Here is a 14502-nt window from a genome sequence, read left to right on the forward strand (position 1 = left end):
GTACGGCTGCTCCGGCCGCTGCGACCCGAAACGGAAATCGATTGTCTGCCCAGACCTTGGAGACGGCCCCGGCTACCGCTGTAGCGCCGTCCGCTGATCCTGAGCTCTCCCACCGCGAGATCCTGGAGATCCTGGCCGGACTGCTGGCCGCGCTGTTCACCGCCGTCCTGAGTTCGACCATCGTCAGCAACGCACTGCCGACGATCATCGCGGACCTGGAAGGCTCCCAGACGCAGTACACCTGGGTCATCACCGCGAGCCTGCTCGCGATGACCGTGTCCACGCCGGTCTGGGGCAAGCTGTCAGACCTGATCAGCAAGAAGCTGCTCGTCCAGCTCGCGATCGTCATGTTCGTGACCGGGTCGGCGCTCGCCGGCGCCGCGCACAACGTGCCGTTCCTGATCGGGGCGCGCGTTCTGCAGGGGCTGGCGATGGGCGGTCTGATGGCGCTGGCCCAGGCCATCATCGGTGCCGCGATCCCACCGCGTGACCGCGGTCGGTACTCCGGCTACATGGGTGCCGTAATGGCGGTCGCCACTGTGTCCGGGCCGCTCGTCGGTGGGGTCATCGTCGATACGTCGTGGCTCGGCTGGCGTTGGTGCTTCTACGTTTGCGTGCCCCTCGCCGTACTGTCGCTGATCATCCTGCAGCGGTTCCTTCACCTCCCGCTGATCAAGCGCAAGGTGAAGATGGACTACCTCGGCGCACTGCTGATCGCGGGGGCGGCGAGCCTGCCGCTGATCTGGGTGTCGTTCGCGGGGGAGCACTTCCCGTGGTGGTCGTGGCAGACCGGGGCCTACCTCGGAGGTACGGCGGTACTGGCGATCCTGGCCGTCGTCGTCGAGACCCATGCGTCCGAGCCGTTGGTGCCGGTGAAGGTGGTCCGGGAGCGGACGACCGCGCTGGCGATCCTGGCCAGCCTGTCGGTCGGGATCGCGATGTTCGGCAGTGCGGTGTTCCTCGGGCAGTACTTCCAGGTGGCCCGCGGATACAGCGCGACCGAGGCCGGGTTGCTGACGATCCCGATGATGTTCGGGTCGTTCCTCGGGTCGGTCGGGGCCGGGCAGTTGATCACCCGGTTCGGGAAGTGGAAGCGGTACCTCGTACTCGGTGGGCTCTTCCTCAGCGCCGGACTTGGGTTGCTCGGCACGATCGATCACACCAGTCCCTACTGGTACGTCGGCCTCGGGATGCTCTCGATGGGCATCGGCATGGGCATGATGATGCAGAACCTGGTGCTCGCCGTACAGAACACCGTCGATGTCAGCCAGGTGGGTGCGTCGAGCGCGACGGTCACGTTCTTCCGCAGTCTCGGTGGTGCGGTGGGAGTGTCGGTCCTCGGTGCGATCCTGGCCACGCGGGTGACGGACCTGATCAAGGAGAACATCGCAGCGCTCGGGCCGGAGGCGGCAGCTGCTGCGCAGGGCGGATCCGCGGGCAGCGTGCTGGATGTGAACGCGTTGCCGGCGCCGGTGGCGGAGATCGTGCGGCATGCGTACGGCGACGCGACCGGGAAGATCTTCGTGATCGCGGCCGGGGCTGCGGTGGTGAGCCTGCTCGCGGTGCTGTTCATCCGGGAGGTCCCGCTGCGTCGTACGGTCGCCATGAACGGAACCGCTCCTGATGGCCCTGACGGTGCTGGCGCTTCGGTGCGGGAGACGGTGCCTGACGATCCGGCTGAGCGGGCTGCGGTGGTCGCGCTGGAGGTGATCACGTCGGCTGAGCGGACGGCGCGTGAACGTGAGCGTGAGGCTAATGAACGGGTTCAGGCGGCGGCCAACGTCGTACGGCAGATGCGGACCGATGTCGCCGATCTGTTCACTCGGGTCGACCAGCAGATCGCCGCTCTGGAGGACACGCTGCCTGACGCTGTGCCGCAACCGGCTGCCGCGATCCTCGACTCCCAGCGGCCGGCTGGCGAGCTGGTCGATGAACTCCGTCGCTACGAGCTCAGCGTCCTGAGCGCCAGCCAGCGGACCGCCGATCACCTCCGCTCGACGGCCAAGTCGGAGGCCGATCACCTCCGCCAAGAAGCTCAAGCCGACGCCGACCACCTCTTGGCCCAAGCTCAGGCCGAAGAACAAGAAATCCGCCACCGCATCACCGAACTGGAAGCCGTAGAACACCGCCTCCTAGGCACCATCCGCGACAACCTCTCGACCACCCCACCCCCACCAGCCCCCCACCTCAACGGCCACCAGGAAGAGTCCCACCACGCCAACGCCAACGGCTACCCAGAAACCTCGCCCCACCGCCAAGCCTTCGGCTGATTCATCGCATCCCCTCACCTCCCACCTCCGGTGTCGGGGGTGGGTGGCATGCTTTTGGGGGTCGGGTGACTAGTGGGGAGTGCTGTGGGGCCTTGGGATGTGGAGCAGGTGGTGGGGCTGGCGCCTGATCCTGCATCCGCCAAGGCCGGGCAGGGACAGGCCCGTACGGCGAAGTGGTCGGGGACTGGGGCCTCGGAGCAGGCGGTGTGGGGGCTCTGCCAGGGGAGTGGGAAGCAGCCGTACCAGACCACGGTCGACCTGAGCGGACCGGCGTACAAGTGCTCCTGTCCCAGCCGGAAGTTTCCGTGTAAGCACGCGCTGGGGTTGATGTTGCTGTGGGCCGGCGGCGAGGTCCAGGCGGGGGATGAGCCGGACTGGGTGAGCTCGTGGGTCGAGCAGCGGGCCGCGCGTGCGGACCGGCCGGAGCGTAAGCCGGGCGAGGTCGCTGACCCACTGGCCGCGCAGCAGCGGGCATCACGGCGGGCTGACCGGGTATCGGCCGGGATGGCTGAGCTTCGGAGTTGGCTGGACGATCAGGTCCGGCAAGGCCTCGGCGGGTTCGACCAGCGGGCCTACACCGAGCTGAGCCGCTTGGCCGCGCGGATGGTGGACGCGCAGGCGCCGGGAGTAGCCGGAGCGGTACGGCGAGCAGCCGGCGTAGTCGGACGTGGTCACGGCTGGCCGGGTGAACTCCTGGAGGAGCTTTCGCTGATCCACCTGGTCGTGTCCGCGCACGACCGGCTCGCCGAACTCCCGCCGTCGCTCGCCGACACAGTGCAGTCCCGGATCGGCTGGACCGTCGAGACTGCCCGCGTACTGGCCGAAGGCGAGAAGGTCGAGGACGACTGGCTCGTACTCGGCCGCGTGATCGAACCCGACGACCGGCTCACGGTCCGCCGGGTCTGGTTGCGTGGGGCAACGACTGGCCGGCTCGGGTTGATCCTCAACTTCGCCGCTGCCGGCCGCCCACTGGACCCACTCCCGGGCCGACCGGGCGAATACGTCCCCGGCGCGCTCTCCTTCTACCCCGGTGCCCTCCCCATGCGCGCCCTCCTCACCCAGACCGCTCCCCGCCTACCCGCACCTCGACCGACCGGATTCACGGCTCAACAGGCGTTGGCGTCGTACGTCGAATCCGTTGCCGCCGACCCGTGGAACGAGCGCTGGCCACTGGTGCTGCAGGACGTCCGACCCGCCCGGTACGGCGAGGGCTGGGCGCTCGTGGACGCGGACGGCGACGGGCTGGAGTTGTTGCCCGGTGTGGATCCGTGGAAGCTGCTCGCGGTATCGGCTGGCGATCCGGTCACCGTTGCGGGTGAGTGGAATCGCGCCGGGTTTCGTCCGATGACGTGCTGGCACGGCGATCGGCCGGTGATCGTGTGAAGGGTTGGGACGGACTGGTCAGCTCGGCGCTCCTTGGTACGGAGCGGCGGCCGGCGCACTTCGAGGAACTGCCTGAGCACATCCAGGAACAGTTGGGTGAAGGCGGTCTGCTGGACGCGGCTGCGCTGGCCACCGTCTACAAACGGGCGGGGCGGAAGCCACTCAGTGAGGTCGAACCGTTGCCTGCGGCCCCTGGCGAGGATCGTCCCTTGCCTCGACCGGTTGCGATCAGGCGGTTGGCGGCGATGCTTGGCGGGTTCCAGACGGCGGCGTTGGGTGAATGGTTGCGCGCCGCCGACGCCCGTGGTTGGGGCGTGCCGCCGGAGCATCTGCCGGCGCTGGCGGACCATGCGCGCAACCGGGCTGAGTACCGCCCACTCGTCATCGCCGCGGCTGGTCGGCGGGCGCAGTGGCTCGCGGATCTCAACCCGGAGTGGAGATTCCTGCATGCTGGGGTTGCCGACAGCAACAACCCGGAGCTCTGGACCCACGGCAACGCACTGCAGCGTCGCAGCTGGCTTCGCGCCCTCCGTCAGCATGATCCAGCGGCGGCCCTCGACGCGCTGGTCGAGGTCTGGCCAACGGAATCCGCCGCCACCCGCGCGGACTTCCTCGGCCTCCTGACCAATGGATTGTCCTTACAGGATGAGGCATTCCTGGAGGCAGCCCTGGACGACCGCTCCAAAGAAGTCCGCGGAGCCGCCGCCCGTTTGCTGTCCCGAGTCCCAGGGGCCCAGTACGGCGTACGCATGACCGAGCGTCTGCATCCCCACCTCACCCCCACCCAAGGCGTCCTGGCCGTGGATCTCCCGCACCGCCTGACCCAGTCGATGGAACGAGACGGCCTGACCTCCCAGCCCCCAGAAGGCCTGGGCAAACGAGCTTGGTGGTTCCACCAGATCCTCGCCAACACCCCCTTGGCGGCGATGGAACTCAAGTGGTTGGAGACGCCCGTCGAGGGTTGTGCTGTCGAGGTGTTGCAGAGCGCTTGGACGGAGGCTGCAATCCGCGAAGGCTCAGAGATGTGGGCGCGTGCGTTGTTGCGTACCAATTCCAACACCGGCACTCGCAGTCCCGCGGAGCTCCTCCGCCTTCTCCCACCCGACGAGTGGGCCCAGGCCGTGGAGGCTCTCCGCACCACCGTGGACGTTGCCGAACTGGTAGGCGGACTGCCCGTCCCCTGGCCCGCCTCGCTCGCGAGCATGATCCTCGATCAGCTCGCCAAGGTCGGCGCCAACCGAGCGTGGGCACGCCTCGCGAGTATCACCGCCCGTGCCGCGCCCTTCGACGTACTGAATCATCCGATCACCAGAGAACCAACAGGTGAAGAAGACACCTGGCGTCGTCGTCTCGTCGAGACCCTGATCTTCCGCCGCGAAATGCACGAGGAGCTCTCATGACCACCGAAGTACTCAGGCCGCACGCGGAAGAGGAATACGCCCACGAGCTCGCCGCGCTGGCCGCCGTCGACGACAGGATGCGACCGCCCGCCTGGCGGCTCTCGCCAGCCGCCGTCGTCACCTACCTCCTCGGCGGGAAGGCCGGCGACGTAGAGATCTCACCCAAGTACGTCGGACCACGCCGGCTGATCGAGGTCGCGGTGGCCACCCTCGCCACCGACCGAGCCCTCCTGCTCCTCGGCGTACCGGGTACGGCGAAGACCTGGGTCAGCGAGCACCTGGCCGCGGCGATCAGCGGCGACTCCACCCTGCTCGTGCAAGGTACGGCGGGAACCGCGGAGGAATCCATCCGCTACGGCTGGAACTACGCCCAACTGATTGCCCAAGGACCCAGTGAGGCCGCCCTCGTCCCGAGCCCGGTCCAACGGGCGATGACGGATGCGAAGATCGCCCGGATCGAAGAGCTGACCCGGATGCCGTCCGACGTCCAGGACGCGCTGATCACGATCCTCTCCGAGAAGGTCCTCCCGATCTCCGAACTGGCCACGGAAGTCCAAGCCCGCAAGGGATTCAACGTCATCGCCACCGCGAACGACCGGGACAAGGGCATCAACGAACTCTCCAGCGCACTCCGCCGGCGGTTCAACACCGTCGTCCTGCCGCTGCCCGACTCGGCCGAGGACGAGGTGGAGATCGTCTCGCGACGTGTCGCCCAACTCGGTACGGCGCTCGAGCTGCCGCAACCAGACGACGCCCTCGACGAGATCCGCCGCGTGGTCACGATCTTCCGCGAACTCCGCTCCGGCCGGACCGAGGACGGCCGCACCGCGGTCAAGTCCCCGTCCGGCACGCTCTCCACCGCCGAGGCGATCAGCGTCGTCACCGGTGGTCTCGCCCTGGCGGCCCACTTCGGCGACGGCGTCCTCCGCCCGACCGACGTTGCCGGCGGCATCCTCGGCGCGGTCGTCAAGGACCCATCCGCCGATCGTGTCGTCTGGTCCGAGTATCTCGAAACCGTCGTCCGCGAACGCGACGACTGGGCCCCGTTCTACCGGGCCGCCCGAGAGATCACCGGATGACCGTTCATTTATTGGGGATTCGGCATCACGGGCCAGGCTCGGCGCGGGCAGTCGCGACCGCGCTGGCCGAGCTGCAGCCCGACCTCGTCCTGATCGAGGGACCGCCGGAGGCCGACAAGGTGGTCGAGCTGGCCGCGTCGGAGGAGATGGAGCCGCCGGTCGCGCTGCTCGCCTATGCGGTCGACGACTCGACCAAGGCGGCATTCTGGCCCTTCGCGGTGTTCAGCCCGGAGTGGCAGGCGATCAAGTACGCGCTGGCCGCCGACGTACCCGTGCGGTTCTGCGATCTGCCCGCCGCGTATCAGTTCGCGTCCTCCGGCCGGGAGTCCCGTCGCGCGGCGTCGATCGATCCGCTCGCCACGCTCGCGAATGCCGGTGGGTACGACGATCCTGAGCGCTGGTGGGACGACGTGATCGAGTCGCGACGCGACGGCGCCGAGCCCTTCACCGTGATCGCCGACGCCATGCGCGAACTGCGACTCGGCGAGGAAGCAACTGGCCGGGAAGCACAGCGTGAGGCCTACATGCGTACGACGCTACGCAAGGCGATCCGCGAGGGCTTCGAACGCATTGCGGTGATCTGCGGTGCGTGGCACGTCCCAGCCCTCGAACTACCGTTGCCTCCGGCAACGCACGATCAGCGGATCCTGAAGGGACTGCCGAAGCGAAAGGTCGCCTGCACCTGGGTCCCGTGGACGCACGGCCGTCTCGCGGCGACGAGCGGGTACGGAGCCGGCATCACCTCACCCGGCTGGTACCACCACCTGTTCTCCGCCCCGGACCAGATCACCACCCGCTGGCTGTCGAAGGTCGCCCGGGTCCTCCGCAAAGAGGATCTGCCGGTCTCCAGCGCGCACGTGATCGAGGCAGTCCGGCTCGCGGACACGTTGGCCGCCCTGCGAGAACGCCCACTCGCCGGACTGAGCGAGGTCACCGAGGCAACGAGGGCGGTCCTGTGCGGCGGAAACGACGTACTGCTTGACCTTGTGACCAGGGAAGCGGTCGTCGGCGAGCTGCTCGGGACGGTGCCAGGGGAGACGCCGCAGGCGCCGGTGGCGGCCGATCTGGCCGCGCAGGCGCGCCGGTTGCGGATGAAGCGGGACGCGACCGAGCGCGTGATCGAGCTCGACCTGCGCAAGCCGAACGACCTGGAGAAGTCCAGACTCCTGCACCGGTTGCGGATTCTCGGCGTGCACTGGGGTGTTCCGGCGGCGGATGAGCGACGGGCTCAGGGCACGTTCCGGGAGATGTGGCGGATGACCTGGGATCCCGGACTCGAGGTCGAGCTGGTCGCCGCCGGTGCCCACGGTACGACGGTGCTCGGTGCGGCGACGACCGTGATGCTGCGCGCCGCCGACGACTCTTCCACGCTCGCCGACGTCACGGCCGCGCTGGAGAAGTCGCTGCTCGCAGACCTGAGCGAGGCCATGCCGTCGCTGCTCCAAGGCGTCGACACCCGCGCGGCCGCCGATGCCGACGTCGGCCACCTGATGGCGGCGCTGCCGGCCCTCGCCAGGTCGTCGCGGTACGGCGATGTTCGCGGCACCGACTCCGCCGGGCTGGCCTCGGTCGCCGGCCGGATGGTGTCGCGGATCTGCGCCGGCCTCGGCCGGACCGTGCACGGACTCGATCCGGATGCGGCTGCCGCCGTACAGGAGCGGATCGACGGCGTGCAGGATGCGACCGCCCTACTGGTCGAGGATGTGCGGCTGGAGTGGTTGAACACGTTGGAGGGGTTGAGCGATCGCGCCTCGGTCCCGCCGTTGATCTGCGGGCGGTTGACCCGGTTGATGCTCGACACGTCCCGGCTGCCGGATCATGAGGTCGCATTGCGGCTCGGGCGGGCGTTGTCGCCGGGTACGCCAACCGCGGACGCGGCAGGATATGTCGAGGGCTTCCTGGCCGGCGGTGGTTTGCTGCTCGTGCATGACGAACGCCTGCTGGGTCTGGTGGATGCCTGGCTGGGCGCGATCCCGGACGATGCATTCCTCGAGGTGCTGCCGTTATTGCGTCGTACCTTCGGGACGTTCGCGGCGCCGGAGCGCCGGTCGATCGGCACGCGCGCTCGTGCCCTCGGCGATCCGGCCGCGGTGATCGTTGCTGATGACAACGAGCTCGACACCGAACTGGCCACGTCCGTGCTGCCGGTCGTCGCACAGTTGCTGGGGGTCTGATGAGCGACGAGAAGATGCGCCGCTGGCGACTGGTGCTCGGTGGCGAAGCCGAACCCGAGACGGGTACGACGCTCTCCAAGGCCGACCAGTCCGTTGATGCGGCTTTGGCGGCCCTGTACGACGCCGAGCCGGGCGAGTCGGGGACACAACGGTCGGCCGGTCTCGGTTCGTCGGCGCCGCGGGTGGCGCGGTGGTTGGGTGACATCAGGCAGTACTTCCCGAGCACCGTCGTACAGGTGATGCAGCGGGACGCCGTCGAGCGGCTCGGGATCACGCGGATGTTGATGGAGCCGGAGTTGCTCGGCGCGGTCGAGCCCGACGTACACCTGGTCAGCACGCTGCTCGCACTCAACGAGGTGATGCCGGAGGAGACCAAGCAGACCGCGCGGGACGTGGTCGGGCGGGTCGTCGCGGAGCTGGAGGCGCGGTTGGCCGAGCGGACCCGGGCGGCCGTCACCGGCGCGCTGGATCGGGCCGGGCGGACCGGGCGGCCGCGGCACTCGGACATCGACTGGGATCGGACCATCCGGGCCAACCTCAAGCACTTCTCGCCGGCGCTCGGCACCATCGTCCCGGACCGGCTGGTCGGGTACGCGCGCCGGAACCACAGCGTCCAGCGGGACGTGATCCTCGCGATCGACCAGTCGGGCTCGATGGCGGAGTCCGTCGTGTACGCGTCGCTCTTCGGCGCGGTGCTCGGATCGATCCGGACGCTGCGGACGAGCCTGGTCGTGTTCGACACCGCGGTGGTCGATCTGACCGATCAGCTGGAGGACCCGGTCGACGTACTGTTCGGCACGCAGCTCGGCGGGGGCACTGACATCAACCGCGCGCTCGCGTACTGCGAGGAGCTCGTCACCAAGCCGGCCGAGACGGTCATGGTGCTGATCTCGGATCTCTACGAGGGCGGCGTCCGGGAAGAGATGCTGCGTCGGGCGCGTTCATTGGTGGAGTCCGGCGTACAGCTGATCGCCCTGCTGGCGCTGGCCGACTCGGGCACTCCGTCGTACGACGCCGAGAATGCGACCGCGCTCGCGGACCTCGGCGTACCGACGTTTGCCTGTACTCCTGACCTGTTCCCCGATCTGATGGCGGCGGCGATCCGGCACGAAGACATCACCGGCTGGGCCGCCACCAATCTGAGCTGAAAGGTATTTCATGACGACCGTCGAGTTGACCCGCTTCCGCGTGCTGCCCGAGAAGGCCGAGGAGTTGCTGGCCGCGCGGGTGGACATGCTGAAGGACTTCGAGGCCGACCGGACCGGCTTCCTCGGCGCGCGGCTGGTGCGGCTGCCCGACGACGAGTGGCTGGACATCGTCGAGTGGGCGACGTCGGAGGACTACGCCGCGTCCCGCGACAAGGGTCCGAACCTCCCGGGTATCGCCCGTTTCTTCGCCGCGATCGACTCCCTGGTCAGCGCCGAAGAAGGCGTTGCCGCGGGGTAATCCACCTGACAGCGGCCGGACGCGGTGCGACGGTTGACGGTATGAACATCACGCCGATCCGGCCGGACGAGTACGACCGGGCGACGGAGCTGTGGGAGGCGTCCGTACGGGCGACCCACGACTTCGTCACCGACGCCGATCTGGACGTGTTCCGGCCGCTGGTACGGGCGTCGTTCGGGGAGATCGCGCAGTTGGCCGGGCTCCGGACCGAGGACGGGCTGCTGGTCGGGTTCATCGGGGTTGCCGAGGGCACCGTCGAGATGCTGTTCCTGGACCCGGCGTACCGGGGTCAGGGCGGCGGTTCGCTGTTGCTCTCACATGCCTTCGAGAATTTCGCCGCCACGGCGGTCGACGTCAACGAGCAGAATCCGCAGGCCGTCGGGTTCTATCTGCACCACGGCTTCCGGGTCGTGTCCCGGAGCGAGACCGACTCGACGAACAAGCCCTACCCGATCCTGCACCTGGTCCTCTAGCCGGCGATCTCGAGGATGTCGATGGGCGTGTTCGGGTCCGCCTCGGCGAAGCGCAGCGCCCACTTGATCGCCTCGTCCTTGGAGTCGACGCGGATGATCGACAGGCCCGCGACGAGCTCCTTGGTCTCCGCGAACGGTCCGTCGAGCACGCGCGGCTGTCCCGGAGTCGGGAACGTGACCCGGGCGCCGCGCGAGCTCGGCATCAGGCCCTCGCCGAGCACCAGGACGCCGGCCTGACGCATCTCCTCGAGCACCGCGTCCGCCCGCGCCATCATCTCCGCATCGGGCGGGTTGCCCGCCTCCAGGCTGTCGTTGGTCTTGTGCAGCAGCATGAACTTCATAGGGCAGACCCTAATGCCGCCCAGAAGTCATTCGGGATGTCGTGATCGAGCCACCCCGCCACCTCGGTGATCTCCTGCGGACTCCGCGCCCCGACAACCACAGCGGGCACGGCGGGATGCGCGAGCGGGAACTGGATCGCGGCGGCCAGCAGCGGTACGCCGTACTTCCGACAGAGCTCCCGCAGTACATCGATCCGCCGGAGCAGCGCCGGTGGGACCTTGGCATACCCGTGGGGCGCGCCCTCGGCGGTGTCCGCGAGTACGCCGCCCTGGAAGACCCCGGCGGCCAGTACGGCGACGCCGAGCTGTTCGCACAGCGGTAGGAGCTCGTCTGCGCCGGTCTGATCGAGCAGGGTGTACCGGCCGGCGAGCAGGATGCAGTCGGGACCGGTCGGCCCGGTCTCGCGGAGGAACTTGGCGGCCACGTCCGCGTGGTTCACGCCGAGGGAGATCGCGCGGATCGTGCCGCGACCCCGGAGCTCGCTGAGCGCTCGGAGCGCCTCGGTCGACGCGGTCAGGAAGTCGAGATCGGGATCGTGGATGTGCAGGATGTCGATCCGGTCGATGCCCATCCGCTCCAGGCTCGCTTCGAACGAGCGGATGACTGCGCCGTACGAATAATCGAGCCTCGGGCCGAGACCGGCGGGCGGCTCCGCCCAGATCGGCTGGACGTCCGGTCCGCCTGGCTCGATCAACCGGCCGACCTTGCTGCACAGGACGAACTCGCTCCGCGGCCGCCCGCGCAGGGCGAGCCCGGCCCGTTGCTCGGAGAGCCCGTAGCCGTACACCGGCGCGGTGTCGAACAGCCGGACGCCGAGCTCCCAGGCCCGATCGACCGTCGCGACGGCCTGGCCCTGCGGCACGGCCGAGAACATCCCCCCGATCGAGGCAAGCCCCAACCCGAGCCTGCTCACCGTCAACCCCGTCCGCCCAAGCTCCACCATCCGCACCCCCAAGACCCTAGAACCCGCCACCGACACTCCGCTTTTGTGCATCTCCAGCCGCTCGGTCCGTGCGCAAAGCGTCGGGCTCGGTCTTCCGTGACGGTGGCGGGGGCGGCAGGATGCGGGGATGGGTGAGATCGCGGAGCGGTACCGGCGGCGGGCCGAGGCGTTCGAGCGGAAGGTTGCGGCGGTGGAGCCGGACCAGTGGGAGGACCAGTCACCCTGCGCGCGCTGGACCGCCCGCGACGTCGTCGAGCATGTCGTGATGATGCACGGCGTCATGCTGCAACCGGTCGCCCGCAAGCTCGAGCCGGCCGACGACCCGCTGACCGCCTTCCAGGAGGCCCGCGCGGCCGTCGAGGAGGTGCTCGACGACCCGATCCTGGCGCTTACCGAGACCGATACCCCGACCGGTCCGTTGACGACCGAGCGGCACATCGACCAGGTGGTCTCGGACGACCTGGTCCTGCACGGCTGGGACCTGGCCCGGGCGACCGACCAGGACGAGACGATGGAGCCCGCCGACGTCGAACGGCTCTGGGCTGCCGCGGTGAAGATCCCGCCGGACCTGATGGAGAAGTTCCGTACGCCGGACGCATTCGGCGAGGGCATCGAGGTTTACGGACCCGAGGTCCACGTTCCAGCGGATGCGCCCCTGCAGGACCGCCTACTCGGGCTGATCGGCCGCGAGCCGTAGGAAATCGCTCGGCGCGTAGTATGCGCTGGGGTCGGTGCACAGCGGGGCGTCGGTGAGTTGCTTCGGGTTGGACATCAGGAGTGCGTGCCCACGCGCGATGGCGGGCTCCAGGTACTCGTGCCCTGGCAGGTTGGCCACCGCGGTCCGGCAGCCCAGCGCCATGCCTTCGAACAGCGCAGTCGTCGAGACGCCTACCTGGTACGTGGCTCTCGTCAGGAGATCGAGGGTGTCGCCGTCGGTCGACAGGTGCACGCCGGCGGGGATGGTGTAGTCGGAGGCGCGCTCGCTCGGGTGCAGGCGGTAGTGCACTTCCAGCTCCGGGTGTTCCTTCACGACCGCCTCGGCGACGTGCAGGAGCTCGGCGCCGATCGTGCCTTGCGAGAGGAACACGACCCGCTGCGGATCCTTCGGTCCCGCCGGCGGGAGGAACGTCGCGCCGACCACCTCCGTCTTCATCCCCGCGGGCAGGTCGGCGACGTCGGTCCAGTAGGAGCCGAAGCACCACAGCTCATCCGGTTGATCCGCGACGACCGGTCGTCCGGGGTAGCTGTACCCGAGGTGGAACGGGCTGATCGCCCCGTGCTGCAGCTCCACCACCCGGATCCCGAGATCCCGTGCAGCGCCGACGATGTGCTGGTGGAAGTAGGCGACCACGACGTACACGGTCTTGATCTGGTGCCGCCTCAGCAGGGCGCGGTAGAGCGCTCGCAGCCGTTGGTGCTTGGGGACCTCGCGGGCGAGGAGGGCGCCTACCGGGACCTGGACACCGGTCAGTTTCTGCAGTGCGGCGCTGATGCCGCGGTCGTCCAGGTGCTTCTGGTGGATCGCACCGGCGGCCGACGTGAAGAAGTCCAGGTTCTTGCTGCCGGGCAGCGGGGTGCCGTTGATGCCTGAGTCGAGGATCAGGGCTGACGAGCCGAGCTCGGCGCGGAGTTCGTCGGTGTAGATCTCGACACCGCCCGGTTTCCGGGGATGCGGTACGACGAGAGCGTCGTACCGGCCCAGGAACGGGTTCCGGGTGACCAGGCCGGCGATGTGACGGCCCACGAGTCGTGCTTTGTCGTACGGCGAACGTCGTACCGGATGGGGTGCTCCGTGGATGCCGCTGCGACGGGTCAGTTCATGGAAGACGCGCATCCGGATGATCGGCCACGGATGAGCGTCCTGGATCCGCCACTCGAGCAGATCCAGGTCCTTCTCCACCTGCCAGATCGCCTGACACAGGCTCGTCACGGTCGGCCGCTGATTCGGCCCCGTGGCGCTCCCGGTACTCGTCATGGTTGATCCCCACTATCCCCGCAAGACTGCCGACGCCCGAGAAGAACCGGCGGACCGCCTTCAGCAGGTGCGTCTTCCGGCCGAGCAACAGCCCGGCGAGGGCGAACCCGATCGCCGAGACCACCCGGGCCGAAGCATAGGCCAGGACCAGCACGTAGCTCACCGCGCCCGGGCGGATCAGCAGCCGGCTGATCGTGTCCCCGCTGCCGGACCGGAAGGCACGCCGTACGAGCCATTGCAGGGTGGTCCGGCCGACCGGGACCTCCTCGGCGATGCACGCCTCCTCGCACCACACGATCCGGAACCCGGCCCGGTGCACCCGGAGGAAGAAGTGCAGGTCGCTGGAGCCGGTGTAGCGGAACGCAGGATGGAATCCGGGCGTGACCGCGTGGTACACCCGCCGGCTGACCAGGGTGTTGTTCGTGTACGCCTTCTTCAGTTCCTCGCCCGAGGTGTGCCTGCCGGTCGAGTCGTGCACGTCGCTGTAGTGGCTCCACGGCGGGGCGCCGGGCGGGAGGTTGCCCTTCACCGGGCCGGTGACAACGTCGGCGCCGGACTGCTCCCAGGCGGCGAGGAGGGTCTCGAGCCAACCGGGCGGCGCCACCTCGTCGTCGTCCACGAAGATCAGGGCGTCGTCGTTCCAGCAGAGCTCGACCGACTTCTCGCGGGCGAAGGGGATTCCAGGCTCCGGTTCCACCACCGATTCGATCGGGTACGGCGTACCTTGTCCGAACTCTCCGATCACCTGGGCCGCCGACCCGTCCGCGTCGTTGTCGACCACCACGATCCGGATCGCGTAGTCGGAGTTCTCCGGCAGTTCCTGAGCTTCCAAGCTGGTCAGCAGGCCGTGCAGCAGAGCAGGTCGCCTGAACGTGATTACCGCAATGGCGACGCTGGTGCTCATGGCGCCCGAGACTATCGGTCCCCCCCAACAACCGCCTCCCGGCCGCCCGTGTTGCGAGCGAGTGTGGTTGGGACGTGGCGACGCGTAAAGGACACCGCTGCGCGGCGGCTGAC

13 protein-coding genes are annotated in these 14502 nt (G+C 68.8%); 9 read left to right on the forward strand and 4 right to left on the reverse strand.

The genetic code is table 11. The annotated features are described in order from the left end of the window. Window positions 1-41 precede the first annotated feature (41 nt). The 8 genes from AB0L70_RS09060 to AB0L70_RS09095 all read left to right on the forward strand — a co-directional run bounded on the left by AB0L70_RS09060 (window position 42) and on the right by AB0L70_RS09095 (window position 10225). A complete protein-coding gene (locus tag AB0L70_RS09060) occupies window positions 42-2270 on the forward strand; it encodes an MFS transporter (protein ID WP_363681691.1) in 2229 nt (742 codons plus the stop codon). Between the two features lie 111 nt (window positions 2271-2381). Beyond that, window positions 2382-3653, forward strand: a complete 1272-nt coding sequence (locus AB0L70_RS09065) for an SWIM zinc finger family protein (RefSeq protein ID WP_363681693.1) — start codon at window positions 2382-2384, stop codon at window positions 3651-3653. Next, window positions 3650-5053, forward strand: a complete 1404-nt coding sequence (locus tag AB0L70_RS09070) for a DUF5691 domain-containing protein (RefSeq protein WP_363681695.1) — start codon at window positions 3650-3652, stop codon at window positions 5051-5053. Before AB0L70_RS09065 ends, AB0L70_RS09070 begins: the two co-directional genes overlap by 4 nt. Next, window positions 5050-6132 carry an AAA family ATPase gene (locus tag AB0L70_RS09075; RefSeq protein ID WP_363681697.1) on the forward strand — a complete coding sequence of 361 codons (1083 nt, stop codon included), beginning with the start codon at window positions 5050-5052 and terminating at the stop codon, window positions 6130-6132. Before AB0L70_RS09070 ends, AB0L70_RS09075 begins: the two co-directional genes overlap by 4 nt. After that, a complete protein-coding gene (locus AB0L70_RS09080; RefSeq protein ID WP_363681699.1) occupies window positions 6129-8306 on the forward strand; it encodes a DUF5682 family protein in 2178 nt (725 codons plus the stop codon). The genes AB0L70_RS09075 and AB0L70_RS09080 overlap by 4 nt, the downstream gene beginning before the upstream one ends. Then, the gene (locus AB0L70_RS09085) at window positions 8306-9454 is read left to right on the forward strand and encodes a VWA domain-containing protein (RefSeq protein WP_363681701.1); all 1149 of its coding nucleotides are present in this window, start codon (window positions 8306-8308) and stop codon (window positions 9452-9454) included. The genes AB0L70_RS09080 and AB0L70_RS09085 overlap by 1 nt, the downstream gene beginning before the upstream one ends. Before the next feature lie 10 nt (window positions 9455-9464). Beyond that, window positions 9465-9752 carry an antibiotic biosynthesis monooxygenase gene (locus AB0L70_RS09090; protein ID WP_363681703.1) on the forward strand — a complete coding sequence of 96 codons (288 nt, stop codon included), beginning with the start codon at window positions 9465-9467 and terminating at the stop codon, window positions 9750-9752. A gap of 41 nt (window positions 9753-9793) precedes the next feature. Next, entirely contained in the window at window positions 9794-10225 is a 432-nt protein-coding gene (locus AB0L70_RS09095; RefSeq protein ID WP_363681705.1) for a GNAT family N-acetyltransferase, read from the forward strand. Here AB0L70_RS09095 and AB0L70_RS09100 read toward each other — a convergent pair. Both AB0L70_RS09100 and AB0L70_RS09105 read right to left on the reverse strand, forming a co-directional pair. Next, complete coding sequence (locus AB0L70_RS09100) at window positions 10222-10566, reverse strand: YciI family protein (RefSeq protein ID WP_363681707.1); 345 nt, start codon at window positions 10564-10566, stop codon at window positions 10222-10224. The genes AB0L70_RS09095 and AB0L70_RS09100 overlap by 4 nt on opposite strands. Then, complete coding sequence (locus AB0L70_RS09105; RefSeq protein ID WP_363681831.1) at window positions 10563-11510, reverse strand: aldo/keto reductase; 948 nt, start codon at window positions 11508-11510, stop codon at window positions 10563-10565. Before AB0L70_RS09105 ends, AB0L70_RS09100 begins: the two co-directional genes overlap by 4 nt. Before the next feature lie 127 nt (window positions 11511-11637). Here AB0L70_RS09105 and AB0L70_RS09110 point away from each other — a divergent pair, with 127 nt between their 5' ends. Further along, a complete protein-coding gene (locus AB0L70_RS09110) occupies window positions 11638-12207 on the forward strand; it encodes a TIGR03086 family metal-binding protein (protein ID WP_363681709.1) in 570 nt (189 codons plus the stop codon). Here the strand turns inward: AB0L70_RS09110 and AB0L70_RS09115 are convergent. Together AB0L70_RS09115 and AB0L70_RS09120 are read right to left on the reverse strand one after the other, a co-directional pair. After that, a complete protein-coding gene (locus tag AB0L70_RS09115; protein WP_363681711.1) occupies window positions 12178-13410 on the reverse strand; it encodes a hypothetical protein in 1233 nt (410 codons plus the stop codon). The genes AB0L70_RS09110 and AB0L70_RS09115 overlap by 30 nt on opposite strands. Further along, entirely contained in the window at window positions 13328-14389 is a 1062-nt protein-coding gene (locus tag AB0L70_RS09120) for a glycosyltransferase (RefSeq protein WP_363681713.1), read from the reverse strand. The genes AB0L70_RS09115 and AB0L70_RS09120 overlap by 83 nt, the downstream gene beginning before the upstream one ends. Between the last annotated feature and the right edge of the window lie 113 nt (window positions 14390-14502).

This window comes from Kribbella sp. NPDC051952 (genome assembly GCF_040680855.1).
GTDB lineage: Bacteria > Actinomycetota > Actinomycetes > Propionibacteriales > Kribbellaceae > Kribbella.

Excerpts from the sequence above, each read along its gene's own strand:
- AB0L70_RS09090 (WP_363681703.1), top strand. The coding sequence starts at position 9,465 with ATGACGACCGTCGAGTTGACCCGCTTCCGCGTGCTGCCCGAGAAGGCC.
- AB0L70_RS09080 (WP_363681699.1), top strand. The coding sequence starts at position 6,129 with ATGACCGTTCATTTATTGGGGATTCGGCATCACGGGCCAGGCTCGGCG.
- AB0L70_RS09120 (WP_363681713.1), bottom strand. The coding sequence starts at position 14,389 with ATGAGCACCAGCGTCGCCATTGCGGTAATCACGTTCAGGCGACCTGCT.
- AB0L70_RS09075 (WP_363681697.1), top strand. The coding sequence starts at position 5,050 with ATGACCACCGAAGTACTCAGGCCGCACGCGGAAGAGGAATACGCCCAC.
- AB0L70_RS09105 (WP_363681831.1), bottom strand. The coding sequence starts at position 11,510 with ATGGTGGAGCTTGGGCGGACGGGGTTGACGGTGAGCAGGCTCGGGTTG.
- AB0L70_RS09085 (WP_363681701.1), top strand. The coding sequence starts at position 8,306 with ATGAGCGACGAGAAGATGCGCCGCTGGCGACTGGTGCTCGGTGGCGAA.
- AB0L70_RS09100 (WP_363681707.1), bottom strand. The coding sequence starts at position 10,566 with ATGAAGTTCATGCTGCTGCACAAGACCAACGACAGCCTGGAGGCGGGC.
- AB0L70_RS09095 (WP_363681705.1), top strand. The coding sequence starts at position 9,794 with ATGAACATCACGCCGATCCGGCCGGACGAGTACGACCGGGCGACGGAG.
- AB0L70_RS09110 (WP_363681709.1), top strand. The coding sequence starts at position 11,638 with ATGGGTGAGATCGCGGAGCGGTACCGGCGGCGGGCCGAGGCGTTCGAG.